Genomic DNA, 18,737 nt, shown 5'->3' on the forward strand with positions numbered 1-18,737 from the left:
AATCAAACGGGATGCGCCTTGCCTGCACCGGCAGGTTGGTCTTCACGGACCTTGATCTTGCCGAACCAGGTGAGGAGCGGGCCGGTCATGGCGGTGGTGACCAGAGCCATGATAACCAGCATGGCGAAGATGCGTGGCGAAAGGATACCCAGGTCGTAACCGATGTTCAGCGCGATGAGTTCCATCAGGCCGCGGGTGTTCATGAGCGCGCCGAGCTGGAGGGAGTCCCGCCAGTTCATGCCGGTGAAACGGGCGGCGAAGGCACTGCCGCCGAGCTTCCCAAGGGTGGCCACACCGATGATGGCGAGGCAAATCATCCAGCCGCTGAAGTCATTGAGCAGGCCGATCTGCGTGCGCAGGCCGGTGAAGGCGAAGAACAGCGGCAGCAGCAGCACGGTGCTGAAATTCTCGATGCGCAGGCTGAGTTTTTCGCGGAAGCCTTCCTTGTCCGGGACGATGGCACCGGCGAGGAACGCTCCGAAAAGCGCATGGATGCCCATGGCTTCCGTGCAGAGGGCGGAGGCCAGCACCAGGACGACGATGATGGCCAGCGTGCGGCGGGAAGGTGCTGCCTTCTCGATTTCGGCGGAGCCGATGATCTTCGGCAGCAACAGGCGCACGCCCCACACCATGGCGACAATGAAGATGACGACGAGGCCGAGATTCAGCGCGGAGCCGACCAGGCTGGTGGATCCGGCGATGGCGACGACGAAGGCCAAGGCGCTCCATGCGGTCACATCGTCCACTGCGGCGCAGGTGACGGCGGTGTGGCCGAGATAGGTGTTCGTCATCTTCCGCTCCTGCAGGATGCGGGCCAGCACCGGGAAGGCGGTGATGCTCATGGAAATGCCCATGAAGAGCGCGAAGGAAAGGAAGTTGGTCCCCGGCTGGGCGAGACTGGAGAAAAGGAAGTAGGCCAGCAGCACGCCCAGCAGATACGGGATGGCGATGCTGGCGTGGCTGACGACCACGGCGGTGTGCGCCTTGTTCCGCACATGCCGCATGTCCAGTTCCATGCCCACGGCGAACATGAACAGGCAGACGCCGATCTGGCTGAGAAGCTTCAGCGTGCCGAGCGAATCCGGAGGGAAGACGAAGGCGAACGACTCCGGGGACACCCAACCGAAAAGGGATGGTCCGAGGAGGATGCCGGCCATCATTTCCCCGATGACCGACGGCTGGCCGAACCGGGCGAACAGACCACCCATCAACCGCGACGCTGAGATGATGACGAGCAGTTGGATGAAAAGGTGGCTGAGTGGATGGGCGAAGTTCGCCCGCAGGGTGGAGAACATGCTTTCCACGGCACCGGTTTCGGCTGCTGCCGCGGCCGGAGCATGCACGGTGGCCGCCGACCCATCCGCCGGAACCGGCAGCGGCAGGGAGTGCCCCATTTTCAGCACGGCGAGGATGCCACCTCCCACGATGAGGAGCACCAACAAATAGAAGATGGTGGTGCGTCTCATGAAGGATCCGCGACGGTGGATGCGCTGGACGGGATGGCGGATTCCGCGGAGGAGGCGGAAGCCTTCGGAGCGAAGAACGAAAGCGGATCGTTATCCTTCTCGGTCGGCGTGCGGCCCCAGCTTTTCCAACCTTCCTTCAGCTCCAGCACGGCCCAGTCTTTCAGCAGGCCGAAGAGGCGGAACATGTCCTTCCGCTCCAGGGTGAAGCCGGGAATGAGGCAGCGGTTGCCCTTATTCGTCCGGCCGAGCAGGCCGAGGCGGCGGCGGCGCTTGGCGATGGTGGCGAAGCGCCGGTTGTAGCAGCTCATCAGCGCGGAGAACACCTTTCCGCTGGGCGGCGAGTAAGGCGGGCTGTAGAGCGCGGTGGCTCCCTCCGCGAAGGGCGGCTGGACCACGCCCCAATAGTAAAGGCTGAGGTCCAGGCGGAAGGCCAAGCTCATGAGATCCCACTCCGCCATGTAGTGGTACTTGTCCTTATAGACGCTGTCGAACCACCGGCGGTGGCAGATGGAGAAGTCCCGGTTGTGCTTTGGCACCAGGGTCTTCATGCACCCGCCGTTGCGCTGCTGGGTGATGAGGTTGGCCGCGCTGCTGGTGGAGAAGGAAATCCAGTCCATGCCCGGACTGTAGAAGGGATCCATGAAAGCGGCGGCATCACCGACGAGGACGAAGCCATCCCCGGAAAAGGTGGTGCTGTAGTAGGCCAGGTTCCGCCGCCAGTGGACGTCCTCTTCATCGTACTCCGCGTCCTTCAGGATCTCCGCGGCCACAGGGTGCTTCATGAGGAAAGCCTTCAGTCTGTCGGCGACACTGCCGCCCTCCTCCCACGGGACGATGCGCTGGTCGAAGACGACCCCCACGCTGGTGTCGCCACCTTTGAGCGGAATCCACCAGCTCCACCAGCCGTCGCCGATGATGTGGTTGGTGGCGGTGCCGCGGACGCTGTGGACGGATTTCGACCATTCGGGATATTTGGCGGAAAGCTCCAGACCGTCCCAGTCCTTCAGCCCCTTCCAGCGGGACCATGCGGCGGCGGTGGGGTGCTCCGTATTGCGCACCCACCAGCCGTTTTTCCGCGCGAGCAGGGCCGCCACTCCGGTGGCATCCACCACCCAGCGGGCCTTCACGGTGCGGGTCTCACCTTGATATTTGAACTCCACGGTCTGCTGGCCGCCATCGTTCAGTTCCACGTTACGGATCACCGCCGGGCGGATGACCTGAGCACCCGCCTCCGCGGCGCGGCGCAGCACTTCCTCGTCAAAGGTGGAGCGGTCGAGCTGGTAGGAAGGAAGCCTCACCTGGTAGAGCGCGCCGAGTTCACTGGCCTCGTCGAGTTGCTTCACATCGTCGCTTTTGAACCAGAAGCGCAGCCCCTGTTTCACGATGTGGTTCTCGTTCAGATATTTCGTCAGCCCCAGGACACGGCCCATGAAGTAGGCACTGACCTCCACGGTCGCCTCCCCCACCCGCCGGGTCAGACGTTCCGTGCGCTCGATGACCAGCACGCGGATGCCCGGGTTCCGTCGCATGAGGAGGGTGGCCGTGGCACCACCGGACAATGCACCGCCGAGGACGACGACATCGTATTCCCCCTGGATCGGTTCCTGAGAGGTGGGGGTGGCTGGAGGCTCGTTCATCATCATGGGAAAAGTGGCGTGTGGGGTATCCGCCGGTGTCTCCCCGGCGGCGGCGCATCTTAGGCACAGAACGGTGGAAAATTTCCAGCCATGATTTGTCTTCCGCGGGGGATCTTCAGGCCCTCCACCCAGACAACTGCAAGGAACTGTTCCGCCGCGATGGAGATGACCTTTGAAGGACGGAAAAATTCGCCTTTCCCCCGGTGGTATCCCCCCTTACCCTACCGCCGAAACATGTCTGCCTGCGGCCCGAAAATGAAGATGGACCCGGCCCTCCACCGGGACAAGAAACCATCCTGGATCAAGGTCCGCCTGCCGAACAATCCGGCATTCTGGTCCACCAAATCCCTGATCACCGACCTGAAACTGGTCACCGTCTGCGAGGAGGCCCAGTGCCCGAACCGCTGGGAGTGCTGGGGACAGGGAACGGCGACTTTCATGATCGCCGGGGACAAATGCACCCGCGCCTGCGGCTTCTGTGCTGTGAAAACCGCCCGCCCGGACGCTCTGGAGAGTGACGAACCCGCCCGCGTGGCCGAGGCCACCCGCCGGATGAACCTCCGCCACGTGGTCATCACCGCCGTCGCCCGGGACGATCTCAAGGACGGCGGCGCGGAGCATTTCCAGCAGACCATCGAGGCGATCCGCCAGACCAATCCCGGCATCATCATCGAGGTGCTGGTCCCGGACTTCAATGACCGCGACTGGGCGCTGTCCATGGTGATGGATGCCCGCCCGCACATCTTCAACCACAACCTGGAGACGGTCGAGCGGCTCACCCCTCTGGTCCGTTCCCGCGCCAAATACGCCCGCAGCCTGACCGTCCTGAAAAAAGCGAAGGCCATGGTGAACGGCAATGTGGCCACCAAGAGCGGCATCATGCTGGGCCTGGGCGAACGCCGGGATGAGGTGCTCCGCGCCCTGGACGACCTCCTCGAACACGACGTTACGGTGCTCACGCTGGGGCAGTATCTCCGCCCGACGCCGAAGCACCTGCCGGTGGTGGAATACATCACCCCGGATGCCTTCGACGAACTGAAGGAGATCGCCCTCGCAAAAGGTTTCCGCCACGTCGCCAGCGGCCCGCTGGTCCGCAGTTCCTACCATGCCGCGGATTTCCGCCCGGAACTGGACGTGCTGGAGGCCATCGAAATGGACGTCCGCGCCAGCAAGGGACTGGAACTCGGACCGGAGCATCTTCCCCTTCCCGCGCCACGGGAAGGACTCGTCAAGGCCATCGCATGAAACACTGGCTGATCAAATCCGAGCCGGATGTGTTCGGCATCGACGAACTGGAACGGGTGAAAAAGGAGCCGTGGAACGGCGTGCGCAATTATCAGGCACGCAATTATATGTGGAAAGAGATGCAGGTCGGTGACCTCGCGCTTTTCTACCACTCCAACGCCACTCCTCCCGGCGTCGCCGGAGTCGCACGCGTGGCGTCAGAGCCCTACCCGGACAGCACCCAGTTCGACGCGAAAAGCGAATACCACGACCCTAAATCGAATCCCGATAATCCCCGCTGGTGGTTGGTGGACTTTGAGTTTGTGGCGAAGTTCGATGAACTGCTGCCCTTGGAAACCTTGAAAACGGACAAAATCCTCCAGGAGATGGTCGTCTGCCAGAAGGGCACCCGCCTTTCCATCACGCCGGTGGAGAAGCCGCATTTCACGCGGGTGCTGAAACTCGCCGGTTGCAAGATCTGAGTTCCTGCGGGTCATTTCCACGTCCCGGAGACAAATTCTCCGCGCGACGACGCTTTTATGGAAACGCCCGCTCCCATGGCCAGAACATCCGCTGTCCCAGAAACCTCCCCCGCCGCTTCCGCATGGCGTGAGTGGCTGGCTGAGAACGGCCCCAGGCTGCTGCTCTTTTCCCGCCAGCAGACCCGTTCCCTGGAGGACGCCCAGGATGTTTTCCAGGATGCGCTGGTGAAGCTTGTCGAGAAACTGCGCTCCGGCGAGTTCGTCGGCGGGCAGGAGTCCTGGATGCCCTATCTTTACACGGCCATCCGCCGTCTGGCGATCGACCTCAGCCGCAAGGATGACCGCCGCAAGCGCCGCGAAGACAATGTGGGCGTGGAAATCGAAGAGGATTCCAAGGAGGCCTTCCATCCATGGTTCGAAGGCGGTGCCTCGGACGATGAAACCCGTGTCCAGCTCGAGGACGGACTGAAGGAACTGCCTCCCAAGTTCGCCGAGGTCATCACCATGAAAATATGGGGCGAGCGGACCTTTGCGGAAATCGGCGAAACTCTCGGCATTTCCCAAAACACGGCGGCCTCCCGGTATCGCTATGGTCTCGAAGCATTGAAAAAACATCTCGGCGGCGCCCGCAGACGCGGCGACCTTTCCATCTGACATATCCCATCCATGGCATCTGATCCCATATCTTCCGACACCAAGGAGCTTGAGAAGGCGCTGCGCGGTCTCGCCCCCACCGCCCTCGATCAGGATTTCCTGGCACGCCTCGAAACGGCCGCGGATGACCGGCTCACCCTATCGACCGGCGCGGAACTCCGTCTGGAGAAGGAACTCCGTGGTCATGTCCCTGCCGCACTCCCCGCCGGTTTCCTGGCGGAACTCGAGAAAATTGTCGCGGATGTCCCCTTCCCGATGGATGAAAAAATCGTCCTCTTCCCGAAGACCGCCCCCCTCCAGCCGGCCGCACGGAAAGGCAACCGTCCCATGTGGGCCGCCGCTGCCGCCGTGGCGCTCATCGGGGCCGCCACCGCCCTGTTCATGCCGGACCGCGCACCTTCCGCGAATGGAATCTCCGCGAGGCAATCCGCCTCCAGCGCTGCCGCTCCTTCCCTCGCGCAGCAGCCGTCATCCAACTACACGCCCTACATCATGAACACCGGCTTTTCCGATGCGAAGGATGAAGGCGTCGCATGGCATCAATCCGGCACACCCCACCGGGTCCTCAAGCTAACCTACATCGACAAGGTGACCCTCAGGAACGCCGAGGGCAAAACCGTGGTCGTCGAACAACCGCGCACCGAATACATCTTCGTCCCGGAAAAGATGGACTGAAGGCCGCGGAAAAAGACATATTTCCATAACTACTACGCTTACCGTATGTAAATATGAAAACGATCCATCACAAGATGATCATCCCCGCGGGCCTCGGCCTGTTCGCCATCCTCCCCGCTCCGGCCATCGAGCCACCGAAGGATGATGCACCCCCTCCCCCATCGGTGAAGTCACCGGCTTCCACACCGGCAACAGGAGATGACCCCGAAGTCCAGGCACGCCCCCGCGTGATCCCACCCGCCCCATCGTCCGCTTTCATCGGCATCATCAGCGACGACATTCCGGAGATGCTCTCCGCCCACATCGGCCTGCGGGCCGGCGAGGGTGTCCTGATCCGCGACCTCGCCCCTGGCGGCCCCGCGGAAAAGGCCGGTTTTGCCAAATATGACGTCATCACCCACGTGGGAGGAAAAACCGTCGGCTCCCCCGCGGATCTCTCCAGGGAGATCTCCGCCGGAAAGCCGGGCGATGAGGTTTCCATCGATTTCATCCACCAGGGAGCGAAGACAACGAAAACTGTCACGCTCGAAAACCGTCCGGAAGGCTCCGGCACCGTGGTGGAGCCGCGGCAGCTCGGCCACCTCGACCTGGACAACATGCCGGACGGCCAAGCCGACCGCATCCGCGAGATGATCGACCGCCAGCTCAAAGGGATGATGCGGGATTCCGGGCAACTCCGTAACTTCAGGGAACGACGCGGAGATGCCCTCCGGCGGGACAGCGATCCGGGACGCGAGCCACAGAAGAACGGCTTCCGCGGCTTCCAGTTCAAGTCGGACGCCACATTCCGCTTCATGGACAACGATGGCAGCATCGAGATGAAGTCCAGCGATGGCAAAAAGGACATCACCGTCCGGGATCACGAGGGAAAGGAAGTCTGGTCCGGTCCTTGGGATACGGATGACGACAAGTCCGCCGCACCGAAGGATGTCCGGGAGCGGATCGAGAAGTTCAAGTTCGACGACAATTTCCGTGGCGGTGGTTTCCGCTTCCGGATGGGCGGAGGTGACCGGGAAGATCCACGCGACATCCGCTGATCAGGATTTCATGGGAGGCATAGATCGCACCCGTACCGGCTCCGTCCGGTGCGGGTGTTGATTTTTTGAGGCCGGACCGGTTGATTTTCCGGAATTTTTCCCGGAACCGCCACTGCTCGATCTCCACCACTGGATTCGTGAAATCCACATTCGGTTGAAATGCGGTTGGAGGCTGGTAGCCGTCACTACCAAACCCGAAGAGGGAACGGGTGGACGCCTGTGAATGGCTTCCCCCAATTCCCGGTGCCCGTGCACCTCATGCCGGATCTCCGGCTTTCATACGCATCCATGCGCTGACAGCCAGTGGATCCGGACACCCAAAAGCCAATCCCATGCCAGCGTATTCCTCCTCACCATCGCCACGCCCCGCCGGAAAGTCCCTCGCACTTTTGCTGGCATTGCTGCTCTCCGGCAATCTGTCATCAACCGCACAATACGAGTTCACACCCGCCGCTCCGCAGTGGCACCCGACGGAGATCCTCAACTGGAGTCCGGAGACCGATCCCAACGCACCCTACAACCGCAGCGTGGTGCCGCTGGCCACGCGCTTCACCGCGCCGAAAGCATCCGAGAACGCGGCGCTGAACTCCCTGTGGAATGTGAACTCCCACGCACGGCCGGGAGAGGCGCGGGTGCAGTCCATCACCACCTTCAACACCATCCCCGTTGCCAGTCCGAGCGGCTTCCGCACCTACCGGCTGTTCGCACCGAGCATGTGGCAGTACACGGATGACATGGTTTTCTGGGGTTCCTCCGACCGTGACACAAAGACGATCCTGACTCCCACCGCCCACACGATCGATGCCGCACACCGCAACGGCGTGCGCATCTATGGCAAGATTTTCTACGGCTGGAATGGCTCTCCGGACAACGCGGCACTGCAGCGCATCCGCGATCTCCTTGTGAAGGATGGAAACACCTTCCCCGTGGCGGACAAACTGATCGAGGCGGCGGTCTATTACGGATTCGACGGCTGGTTCATCAACCAGGAGAACTACCAGACGACGGCGACAGACGCACAAAACATGCGTGATTTCATCCAGTACTTCCGCGTGAAAGCGGCGTCCGTTGGAGCATCCCATCTGCGCTTCGTGTGGTATGACGCGATGGCGGAGAACGGCTCCCGCAGTTTCCAGAACGCCTATACGACCTCCAACGACGGTTACCTGAGAACGCCGACCGGCGAGCGTGTCTCCGACGCGATGTTCCTGAATTTCTGGTGGTACAACAATGCGAACGGGCTTCCGAACTCACGCTCGCTCGCACTCAGCCAGGGAGTCAGCCCGTATGATCTGTATGCGGGTATCTGGACGGAGAACTACCGCAAGCTGGGCGTCACCCCGGACCCCAATGGCGCGAATGAACTCAACATCACCTGGAGCTATCTGTTCCCGGAAGGCCAGCCGCACAACACCTCCGTGGGCATCTACGGTGGTGAGACCCCTTTCTTCAAAGGAATGCTCAATGATGGTGGCCCCACCCGGGTCAACCAGCAGGAGGAACTTTACTGGTCCGGCCCGAATGGCGACCCGACGAACACCGGCACCACGGCCACCTATCCCAACTGGAACGGCTTCGCCCACTACATCCCGGCGAACTCGGCGGTCACCACCCTGCCCTTTGTCACCAACTTCAACGCCGGCCAGGGCGTCCGCTACCATATTGATGGCACGCCCTCGATGGCGGGCCAATGGACCAATCTCAGCGTGCAGGACCTGCTTCCCACATGGCGCTGGATCGTGACCACAGCCACGGAAGGCACGAAATCGATCACTCCGAGCATCGACTATGCCGAAGCCTTCTATGGAGGCAGCTCGCTGAAAGTCACCGGTTCCCTCACCGCCGGGGCCCCCCAGGAGGTGAAGCTCTACCAGACAAAGCTCAACGTGGAGTCCAACACGACCCTGCGTTTCATCCACAAGAGCACCGCGATCAGCGACGCGATGATCGAGATCGGCCTCGCGTTCGAGGACGAGCCGACGACCATGATCTACTCGCCCCCCGGCCTCGCCACGGGGAGCGGGTGGACGACGACGGAATTTCCGCTCGGTGCCCATGCCGGGAAGAAGATCGTGCTGATCACCGCGCGTTACTCCAGCCCCAGCGCCGTTGCCAGCTACACATCGAACCTTGGACGCCTCCAGATCAGCAATGGGGCGACCTCCACCCCGGTGGCGCCATCCGCGCTCGCGCTGGAAGGCCAGGCGCTGAATCCGGATGAGGGAACCTCCACCCAACTGCGGCTGAAGTGGGCGCACTCCCCCACTCCGGTGCTGGTCTATAACGTCTACTACCGCAGGAGCCTCGATGCCGCATCGGCCAGCGAGCGGACATGGATCGGTGCCACGGCGAACAACCATTTCTTCGCGCAGGACGTGCGCCGCATCCGCGAGGAAAACGCCGGCTTCATCGAGATCGAGGCGATTGCGCCGGACTATGGCGTATCACCGGCCATCAACGTGCCTTTCACCTTCGAGGCACTGCCGAACCTGGATCACCCGGTCATCGCCAGCTACCCCATCACGCTGCCCATCCTGGCCAGCACGGAGAAAACGAACAACATCAACGCCTTTGACTACCTCCCCAGCACCACCATCGAGCCGGGAGGCGCGGACAATGCGTGGGTTGGACTCGATCTCGGCACCGCCCGGCAGATCACCGCGGTCCGTTTCATCCCGCGGGATGACAACAGCGAGCGTATGGTCGGTGGCGTGTTCCAGGGTTCCAACAGCCCGACGTTCACCTCTCCGGTGCGGCTGGCCCAAATCAACGTCCGTCCGGTGAAGGGTGCTGAAGCGATGCTCGCCGTCACCAACCCCGGCACCTTCCGCTATGTGCGCTACCTTTCGCCGAATGGCGGCTACGCGAATGTGGCCGAACTCAAGTTCTACGCCGCGGGGCCATCGCTCCCCACCGCGCCGCCGGCAAACGTGCAGGGACGGATTTCCGGAACGAATGCCGTCGTCTATTGGAATCCGCCCTATGCCGGATACGCCACGGGATACAACTTGAAGCGCTCCACCACCGATGGAGGTCCCTACACCACCATCGCCAGCAACATCACGGAACCGACCTTCCGCGACACCGGCCTGACCAACAATGCCACCTACTACTACGTGGTCAGTACGATCAGCGGAAAGGGAGAGAGCCAGGACTCAGCCCAGTTGATCCTCAACCCTCCCGCTGCCCAGAAGCTGCCGGGCACGCTCATCAGCGGCGGAGTCACCGCCAATGGGACGAATGTTCTGGGGAATATCGTCGATAACAAACTCAACACCTATTTCCAGGCAACCGCCATCAGCGGCTGGGTGGGACTTGATCTTGGATCCCCGCAAGCGATCAATTGCATCCGCGTCGCTCCGATGAACGGCAACACGAGCCCCATGCTGGCAGGATGCGTACAGGGAGCCAACGATGCCAGCTTCTCTGACGCGGTGACCTTCGCCATGTTCAACTCAGGACCGAACTCCAACATCCTGACATCGATCGCCACCAACCCTTCCACCGGGACTTACCGCTATGTCCGCTACCTCTCCTCCGATCTCCGCACCCCGACGATCGCCGAGTTGGAATTCTACGGCGGCACCCTCCCGGGAGCACCTGCCGGCATCACAGCCAATGCCCGTGACACGGGAGCCACGCTGACATGGGAATCCGTTTCCGGAGCTACCCGCTACAAGGTGAAACGCTCCACCAATCCCGGCGGACCCTACGTCACGGTGGATAGCAACGTCACCGGACTCAACTTCGCGGACACCGGACTCACCGCCGGGAACACCTACCACTACGTTGTCTCCGCGATGAACGCCATCGGTGAAGGAAGCAACTCCGCGGAAGCGTCCGCCGCCGACCGATATGCGAAATGGCTGACCGAGTCCGGCCTGCCGGGCAACGTGGGATTCAACCAGGACTCAAATGGTCTGCCCACCGGGGTGAGATACATGAATCCCGACGGTCTGCGGGTTTCCGCAAGCGCGGCACAGGCACCTTTCTCCACCGTCATCCGCCGTGATCCGAACGTGACTCCCACCCTGTGGTCGTCCCCTGATCTCGTTGTCTGGACGGAGGTCACCTTCGTGGACTCCGCCGACCAGACCAACGTCGCTCCGGGATTCCGCCGCATCGTGGCGCAGGTGACTCCCGCCTCCGGAGAGACGAAATGGTTCTACCGGATGAAATTCTCCCGCTGATCCGCAGGTCAACGGAAGCCGCCAACCTTCGGCACCAACACCGGGTTGCGCGGCTTTCGGGACTTTGTTGTTCCACGGGCAACTGTCGAACATCCGCATGCTCCTGTTCCGCGAGATCGACGACCGTAGTTTGCTGAGCATGATTCAGATCCTCCAAGTGCCGGAGCCAATCGCCTCGGTCCTGCTCTGCGGAGCGTGGTTGATCTTCGGATTTCCCTGCAGGCGCTGATCTGTAATAAGCGCACACCAAGAGCACCGGCCCTGAATCCGGACACGAAAAAGGCCACCTTTGCAGGTGGCCTAATTCATTGCTTCCCAACGGATGGTGCTCGAAAGAGGACTCGAACCTCCACGGGTCTCCCCACTAGATCCTTAGTCTCGTTAAAATGCGTTCCGCATAAACCTACATGAACCTCTATAGACCATATTAACCCCTATTTTACAATCTGTTACGAAATTTTTAGTTTGCATATCGGTTCGTAAAGAATCACACCGAGACGAAAAAAATGGCCGAAGAATGGCCGAATCGACATGCTCCTTCCTTCTCTCCAATCGGGCGTCCGCTCTACGAAAAAACAACCCCGCTCGGCATCGAAAAACACGGCTGCGTACTGGGGCAAAAAAATCTTCCTTGAACAGAAACCCGGATGGTCATCCTCCCACTACTTCGTCCGCATTCAGGCTCATGGTGATCGCCGCAAGCTCAAGTTGAAGTCCACCGTCAAGGAGGATGCGGCCCGCGAGGCGGCTGCGCTCTGGACTGACATTTCAGCCAATGGATGGCCTGTAGCTGACGACGACGCAGATCCGGCAGCGACGCCTGAAGCGGATTCCATCAGCCAGCCCTTACAGATCACGATTGGCTCATGGATCCAATTCGTCAGCACCGTCTCGGATACGAGGCCGGAAACGGTTTCCAAATACGCCGAATCACTGAGAACAATCGTCGGTGAGATACTTGGACTTGAACGCCGCCGGTCTGCTACCACCAAAGCTGCCATACTAAATGTCGATGTTGACATTCTTACGAAAAGCGCGGTGCAGAAGTGGGTCGATCAACGACTTGCGCGGGCAAAGCTCCTGGATCCGGTTCGACAACGCCGTGCTCACAACACCATCCGGGCCCTTCTGAGAAATGCCCGCGGCCTTTTCACCAACGAACTTCTGGAGTTGGATTCCGCGCCGTCACTGGACATTTCTCCACCTCCGTTCCACGGGATCAAGCCTCCTTCAAAAGCCGGGTCTTCATACGTCAGCCGTTTTAGCGCACAAGCCCTTCTTGCCAAGGCGAAGGAGGAACTCGCGTTTCCTCCGACCGAAGGAGCCTGTGAGGATGAAGTTCTCCGCTTTGAGCAATGGAAGATCCTCTACCTCGCTCTCGTCGCCGGATTGCGCTACAATGAGATTGACCGGCTGATGGTGCAGGACATTTCCAAGGAAGAAGGAAAGATCAATGTCCGCCTTCACCAGGACTTCATTCCGAAGACCACCGCCTCCGAAGGGCAAGTTCTCGTCAGCGAGGACGCCCGGAAGGTCATTGCCACGATGCTCGATCATACGGAAAAAGGCTGGTTTCTCAAAGCCAACCGCTCAAACCGGACGCCGAGGTATCGGGCGGGCCTCAGTCATGACGCGACTGTGTCATGGCTGCGTTCCTATGCAGAAAACGGAGTTTTTCCCTTCAGAGACGTTCCCAAGCCCATACACGAGCTGCGGAAGGAGGCCGGCACCTTGGTGAACAGCCAACATGGCTTGGTCGAGGCGAAGACCTTTCTCCGCCACGGCTCAATCACAACAACGGCCGCTTATTACGTGGGAACCAAGGGCTCCATTACCACAGGGCTGTCATAATTTGACGGTGAGTCTCCAGCAGGAGACTACCGCACGATCCCTCTCCGTCGCCACTGCTAGCAGGTGGAGAAACTCAACCACGCCACCGCACGGAAGATCGTCCGCAGGATCCAGGCGAAGCAGCTCATCTCCTTCAGCGGCTCAGGCCGCGCCTTCGATCAGTAACCGCATCGCCGTCGGCGAGTAGTTTGCCGGGCAGGAAGGTGTATTGGCCTTTCCACGAGGAGAAGGTTGGCGTGGAGGTCGCTCCGGAGTTTCCGCCATCAGTTCTCGGTATCATCCTGATCTCAAATCTATCCAGCGAATCACTCATCTCTCCAACACACAAATCGGTAGAACCTCTTCAACGGTGTGTTCGAAAGCGAGTGCAACGCATCGAAGCGGACCTCCTTCTCAAATACGAAATTCGGAAAACTCCCGCGCGATATTGTCTCGTAGGTCGCATCCGACGACCACGCCGAATCATACCACGTCTTCAGATCGTCCGACCACTCGGCCACGATGTGGACTCCGTACCCGGGATTCAGAGGCAGCGGGGTCTTCTTAAAAATATGATTCGTTAAGATCACTTCATACTCCGCCGCCTGCGGACCGACGAAGCCCACCCTCGCTCGCTTCGAGGCTCCCGCGGGCTCCAACCGGATGAATGGCTTCGGGTGGAGAGCAGCATTCGTATCCACCCCTCCCAACGCCGCTTCGACCACCGCCGAGTAGCCGTCCCCGTCCGTATCCGCCAGATCGGTCGGGCGAAATACAATCTGCTGCTGCGCGGGGCCGAACTCGCCATTGGTCGCATACGGATACGCCCGGCACGGAGTCACATCCGCCGAGGTGATGTTCGCATCACCTTCCGCCACGATCACCTCGTCCTTCCACACGCCGTTCAATCGGCGGGCCATCCGCTGGCTCCTCGGCCAACCCTCCGTCACAGGGCGGGAGTAAAACAAATGCAACGCCCCGTTTCTCGTGGCCACCATCTGCTGGGGCACGGCATCGACATGCTGGGTGTTCAACAGCGGCAGGATCCCCGGATCGGTCACCCACGTCGTCCCCACCCTTCTCATGATCCGAAAGCCTTCCAGATGCGGAGCCGACCACACCACCGTAGCCTCTCCCGATGGGTCCACCGCCAGCGCCGCCGAGTAGTAATGCGGCATGGTATTCCCCTCATCCGTGATGATGAGCGGATTTCCATGCAGCTTCACATGCGACGACCACACCCCTTCCGGCGAGCGCCACCGGTACCACAGCGCGACCTCCTGCGGGAGAATTCCATAGTAAGGATTGTCGTTGGAGAAAAAATCCCCCGAGGACCAGATGACGTGAAGCGACCCATCCGCACCGAACCGCCAGTCAAATCCTGACTCCAGCCAGTTCATCGAGATCGGATCGACGCCATTCCCGCTCTCCGCCTCGATCAGCCAATGTGCGGTCGTGTCCGTGTATTTGATGAGAACCCACAACTTTCCGTCTGGAGCCCGACGTGAATTGATCGACACACTGTTCGGGAAGTGATTCACCGGATCCGCAGGACGCGGACGATTGAAGACCTCCCATTGATACGCGCCCGCAGTCCCTGCCAGCAGACAAACAGTCATCCAAATTAGCATGTATTTCATAAAATTCCCGTTCTAACAGTTCACCTCAAATCGGACACGAAAAGGGACTCGGAGCACCCAGCAGACTTAGGGTATTATCCGCCACGCCGAGACCATCCGCCACCTTGCCCGCACGCGCTGCCGTCGCCACATGCTTTGCCGTGACCACCGCGAATCGCTCCGCCGCCTTGCCCGCGATCTTCCCTGCGGAGGAGAAAACACCCAGCGCGATGTTCTTCGCGACCTCGCACATCATTCCGGCGATCACCTTTCTCACGGCCTCGTCCATCTGGCTATTGTCCGCAGTCAGAACGGTGATCGACACCGCCGCGTAAAGCCGAGCCAGCCGCTGCCCGTAGGCGGCCACAATGCTGAGCGCCACGCCACCCGGACCGGACAAAACCCCAGCCTGTCCGACCGCAGCGACCATCAGGTTTAGACCCGCGATCAGTTGGTCGATCTCCGCAAGACGCTGCTGAATCTGCTCCTCATGGCTCCCCCCGCCACTGCCGTCTTCCAGAACCCCCAGCACCGCGCCGGTCGTTCGTGAAATCCTCCACACCACCAGATCGCGACCATCCGCCGGTGCGATGTAGATCGATCCGCCGCTCGCTTCCTCGCTCCGCAGTCGCCCGGTCAGATTCGTCCATCTCGCTTTGAGTTCCGGGGCGAGATCCAGATTCCCAAACGGCCTCTGATCGATCTTCACCAGCTCCCTGCCCTCGGTCACAGCAAACGTGCTTCTCGAAAACAACGCCCCCTCCGCCAGCGACAGCGGCAGCAAATACCGGAACGCATGCTTCAGCATCACCTCCCGCTCCACCGCATGCACATGCGCGTCCTCCAGCGGCAGGAGGTCCACCCGCCGCACCACCCGGTCGCTTTCCATCACCGCGTGGCAGGAATACAAAACCGTCCGCAGCCCCAGCACCGATACCGAATGCTCCGTGCTCGATCCCGGATGACTCCGCCCCAGTAGCGACAACAACTCCCCCGGCATCACCGGCAGCCCCTGCGCCAGCCTTTCATCCATGACATGCAGGCCCGCACCGTCCGACACCAGGTGATCCAGATCCTCCTGCGCCAGCTTCACGCTCAGGAAATCATCCAGCAGCACCGACAAGCCCGGAGCCCCGCTTTCAAACGCCAGCAAATGCGTCCCGAAAAGCGCGCCCCGCACCGCGTTCAGATGCTCCGGCAGCACCTCGCCCGTGCCATCGTGCCCGGCCAGCACGCGCGTCACCTTCCGCGAATTCACCCGCACGCTCAGCCGCAACGAGGCAAGTTGCCGAGGCATCGCGCCCTGCTCCGGCGGCGTGTAAGTCGCCTCGCTCGCGACCGGTCCCGTCACCAGTTTCACTACATGATCACCCGGATCCAGCGTCGGCGCCGTGTAGCGCAGTCGCGTCGGCTGATCGCGAATCCAGTCCTTCAGCAGCGTGGCGATCGCTTCCCGCGATGCCTCCACCTCCCCGGTGATCACTGGAAATGCCAGCCCGCCCGTCGCCTTTGCCATCCGGTCGAAAATATTCTCCGGCTGGCTCGCCCTCGTCGCCTCCAGCTTCCCGTTCACATCCAGCACGATCGCCGGCGGCCCTGATTTCAAAGTCGCGAGCATCCGCTCATCCGGCTGCTTGCCATCCAGATCCCCATCCGTCGCATACACGATCAGCGTGTGTGCCTCCGCCGCCGCCTTCGCCAGCTCCTCCCACAGACTCGATCCGGTATTTCTCAAAACCAGATCCGCCTCCGGATGCGCGCCCAGCACCGACTGCTTCAGGTGCGCCACCAGCTCGGTGATGCCCGGCCTGCCACCGCGATATTCCTCCGGCATGGAAAGCGAGCTGTCCGTCAGCACCAGCACGCGTGGAACCGATTGGTTCGAGCGCAAAACAAACGGCAGCGCCCCGCTCCCACCCTCCGTCACCGAGAAAACGGAAGCCACCAATCCCTCGACCAAACGCCCCGCCGCATCGCGCGGGAAAACCTTCAACTCCACCTCCGGGAAACGGCTCGCGTCCACTTCCAACTCCACCGTCGCCACGGACGAAGCATCCGCACCCTCGCCTTCCTTTTCGGAAACCATCACGCCGTTTACCTTCACCGCGCCGCCTTCCTCCACACGGATCACATCCCCCTGCGCCGTCACCGCATCACCCATCACCGGCGCGGGCAAAGGCTCCTCCTCTGTTCCGTCGAAACCCTGCACCGAAAGAAACGGCACAAAAGTCTGCACATCCGCGAATCTCGACGCCGCCATCGCGGCCAATCCACCGGGAATGTGAAACGACACCCGCACCTGCCGCCCGGCGATCTCCGCTCCCGTCCACCTTCCCGCCGCCAGTGGAAACACCTTCGCGGGATCGTGGCTCAATGTCGCCTCCAGCACCACCTCCACCTCTAGGCCGTTCTTCTGACTGCCCCGCATCTGCTCCAGCCGGACACCCTGCGGCAACGCGCCATAACCGCCATCCGGCCGGATCGGATCTGCGAAAATCTCCGCGCCATCCGCCGCCGTCACTTTCACCATCGGCAGCAAATGCACCGGCCTGGGATCATAGGCATTCCGCCCGATCCGGTCCTTCTCGTCACCGATCACTGCCAGCAATTCTTTCCTGACCTCATCGCTGGTCTTGTATCCGTCATCCACGCTCTGCGCAGGCCGCTTCGCCATCGCCGGATCTCCCAGCACCTCCCGCCACAGCCGGAACTGCTCATCCGTAAACGGTGGATCAAACTCCGGATCATGATCGCGGAAAAACATCCCCGCGGTCTCCTCCCGCGACGGCAGGCTGGTGAAAACAATCTCCGTCTTCAACCCGGTCTTCCGCAGCAAATGCGCCAGCAGCTCCGCCTTGTCCGCCGCCGTCCCGGCCCCCGCCCGCAAAGTCGCCCGCGCTCCCACCAGCGAGACAGCCCCGAACGAATGCCGCGCCCCTTCATCGGACATCAGACGGATCTCATCCCGCACGAACCGCTGGATCGACGCCGCGTCTCCGGCCTCCACCAGCCTTTTCGCCCTGCCGACCGTGTGATCCGGGCTCATCCGCAGCACTTCGCGGAACTCTCGCCACACTCCGTAAATATCCAGCCCCTCCGGATTCGCCACCGGACCATCCCCGCCGCACCGCCTCAGCGAAAGCCCGCCCGCCCCCAGCACCAAAGCGCCAAGGCCGGTGCGTTTGAGAAAGCCGCGGCGGTCAATTCCTTTACGAGGAGGTAAATCGGATCTGTTCATTTCTTCTCTTTGAAAATCTCTAACACCAAGGCCACGCCACTTTTTAAATGACCCGCCACCTTCCGATCTGGCGTGCCACGCCTGGAATAAACGAGCCGATCCGGTTCCACCACGAGACGGCCCATCAGGAGATTGACCGCAGTTCTCGACATCGTGTCATCACGCGCCTGCGGAGCCAGGCTTTTCCTGAACTCCAGCCACTGCCTCCGGAATTCCCCATCGATCAATCGCAGTGCTTCCGCAGCATTGTCCGTGCTCAGCTGGAACACGCGATCAAAGGCGTCATCTCCCGTCACCACCACCGGCATCTTGGCTTCAGAAGATCCGTAAAGAGCCTCTGGCAAGATCGGTTCCAACATTAGGCCAACAGGAAATTGCTCACGCGATTCCAATGCCAGATGAGTCCGCGCTTTCAGCATCCTTTTCCGTTTTTTCGGATTGTTTCCCGGCAATCCGGTTAGAAAGACCATCGCAGGCATCCCGTTCATTTCGCCGCGCATGAGGGCGACTTCTTCCGGGCGTGCGGGATTCCTTGGTTTCGTCTCTTCTTCCGCTAACCGCATGCCCAATTCATCCGCCGCTTCCTGGTGCCCTTTGCCAAAGCGCTTTCTGATAAAATAGGAAGCGATCATCCCCAGGACGATCAGTAAAATGATAGCGATCTGATCATTGCTCATGGAGTCAT

Annotated in this window: 12 protein-coding genes; 7 read left to right on the plus strand and 5 right to left on the minus strand. The window is 61.1% G+C overall.

The annotated features are described in order from the left end of the window. Positions 1-2: 2 nt before the first annotated feature. The gene (locus tag KF712_15690; GenBank protein MBX3742428.1) at positions 3-1,466 is read right to left on the minus strand and encodes a cation:proton antiporter; all 1,464 of its coding nucleotides are present in this window, start codon (positions 1,464-1,466) and stop codon (positions 3-5) included. After that, positions 1,463-3,103, minus strand: a complete 1,641-nt coding sequence (locus tag KF712_15695) for an NAD(P)/FAD-dependent oxidoreductase (GenBank protein ID MBX3742429.1) — start codon at positions 3,101-3,103, stop codon at positions 1,463-1,465. Before KF712_15695 ends, KF712_15690 begins: the two co-directional genes overlap by 4 nt. Positions 3,104-3,337: 234 nt before the next feature. Between KF712_15695 and lipA the strand changes: the two genes are divergently transcribed. The 7 genes from lipA (at position 3,338) to KF712_15730 (ending at position 13,216) form a co-directional block, all read left to right on the plus strand. Continuing rightward, on the plus strand, positions 3,338-4,348 hold the full coding sequence (gene lipA / locus KF712_15700; protein ID MBX3742430.1) for a lipoyl synthase: 1,011 nt from the start codon (positions 3,338-3,340) through the stop codon (positions 4,346-4,348). Further along, positions 4,345-4,809: an EVE domain-containing protein gene (locus KF712_15705; GenBank protein MBX3742431.1), complete on the plus strand. Its 465-nt coding sequence runs from the start codon at positions 4,345-4,347 to the stop codon at positions 4,807-4,809. The genes lipA and KF712_15705 overlap by 4 nt, the downstream gene beginning before the upstream one ends. Before the next feature lie 75 nt (positions 4,810-4,884). Continuing rightward, positions 4,885-5,463, plus strand: a complete 579-nt coding sequence (locus KF712_15710; GenBank protein ID MBX3742432.1) for an RNA polymerase sigma factor — start codon at positions 4,885-4,887, stop codon at positions 5,461-5,463. Between the two features lie 12 nt (positions 5,464-5,475). Then, positions 5,476-6,138: a hypothetical protein gene (locus tag KF712_15715; GenBank protein ID MBX3742433.1), complete on the plus strand. Its 663-nt coding sequence runs from the start codon at positions 5,476-5,478 to the stop codon at positions 6,136-6,138. 53 nt (positions 6,139-6,191) lie between these two features. Then, on the plus strand, positions 6,192-7,175 hold the full coding sequence (locus tag KF712_15720; GenBank protein ID MBX3742434.1) for a PDZ domain-containing protein: 984 nt from the start codon (positions 6,192-6,194) through the stop codon (positions 7,173-7,175). Positions 7,176-7,507: 332 nt separating this feature from the next. Then, positions 7,508-11,365: a hypothetical protein gene (locus KF712_15725; protein MBX3742435.1), complete on the plus strand. Its 3,858-nt coding sequence runs from the start codon at positions 7,508-7,510 to the stop codon at positions 11,363-11,365. Positions 11,366-11,896: 531 nt separating this feature from the next. Further along, the gene (locus tag KF712_15730; GenBank protein ID MBX3742436.1) at positions 11,897-13,216 is read left to right on the plus strand and encodes a site-specific integrase; all 1,320 of its coding nucleotides are present in this window, start codon (positions 11,897-11,899) and stop codon (positions 13,214-13,216) included. A 305-nt stretch (positions 13,217-13,521) separates the two neighbouring features. Here the strand turns inward: KF712_15730 and KF712_15735 are convergent, their stop codons facing one another. From KF712_15735 to KF712_15745, 3 genes are all read right to left on the minus strand, one after another. Next, entirely contained in the window at positions 13,522-14,679 is a 1,158-nt protein-coding gene (locus KF712_15735; GenBank protein ID MBX3742437.1) for a hypothetical protein, read from the minus strand. Positions 14,680-14,860: 181 nt separating this feature from the next. Next, positions 14,861-18,052, minus strand: coding sequence for a hypothetical protein (locus KF712_15740; GenBank protein ID MBX3742438.1), 3,192 nt, complete (start codon positions 18,050-18,052; stop codon positions 14,861-14,863). Further along, positions 18,049-18,729, minus strand: coding sequence for a hypothetical protein (locus KF712_15745; GenBank protein ID MBX3742439.1), 681 nt, complete (start codon positions 18,727-18,729; stop codon positions 18,049-18,051). The genes KF712_15740 and KF712_15745 overlap by 4 nt, the downstream gene beginning before the upstream one ends. Positions 18,730-18,737: the final 8 nt, after the last annotated feature.

This window comes from Akkermansiaceae bacterium, from assembly GCA_019634595.1.
Lineage (GTDB): Bacteria > Verrucomicrobiota > Verrucomicrobiia > Verrucomicrobiales > Akkermansiaceae > Luteolibacter.

What these genes read in the sequence shown, in the direction of transcription:
- KF712_15740 (MBX3742438.1), bottom strand. Translation starts at nt 18,052, where the DNA reads ATGAACAGATCCGATTTACCTCCTCGTAAAGGAATTGACCGCCGCGGC.
- KF712_15705 (MBX3742431.1), top strand. Translation starts at nt 4,345, where the DNA reads ATGAAACACTGGCTGATCAAATCCGAGCCGGATGTGTTCGGCATCGAC.
- KF712_15695 (MBX3742429.1), bottom strand. Translation starts at nt 3,103, where the DNA reads ATGAACGAGCCTCCAGCCACCCCCACCTCTCAGGAACCGATCCAGGGG.
- KF712_15710 (MBX3742432.1), top strand. Translation starts at nt 4,885, where the DNA reads ATGGCCAGAACATCCGCTGTCCCAGAAACCTCCCCCGCCGCTTCCGCA.
- KF712_15690 (MBX3742428.1), bottom strand. Translation starts at nt 1,466, where the DNA reads ATGAGACGCACCACCATCTTCTATTTGTTGGTGCTCCTCATCGTGGGA.
- KF712_15715 (MBX3742433.1), top strand. Translation starts at nt 5,476, where the DNA reads ATGGCATCTGATCCCATATCTTCCGACACCAAGGAGCTTGAGAAGGCG.
- lipA (MBX3742430.1), top strand. Translation starts at nt 3,338, where the DNA reads ATGTCTGCCTGCGGCCCGAAAATGAAGATGGACCCGGCCCTCCACCGG.
- KF712_15720 (MBX3742434.1), top strand. Translation starts at nt 6,192, where the DNA reads ATGAAAACGATCCATCACAAGATGATCATCCCCGCGGGCCTCGGCCTG.
- KF712_15730 (MBX3742436.1), top strand. Translation starts at nt 11,897, where the DNA reads ATGCTCCTTCCTTCTCTCCAATCGGGCGTCCGCTCTACGAAAAAACAA.
- KF712_15745 (MBX3742439.1), bottom strand. Translation starts at nt 18,729, where the DNA reads ATGAGCAATGATCAGATCGCTATCATTTTACTGATCGTCCTGGGGATG.
- KF712_15725 (MBX3742435.1), top strand. Translation starts at nt 7,508, where the DNA reads ATGCCAGCGTATTCCTCCTCACCATCGCCACGCCCCGCCGGAAAGTCC.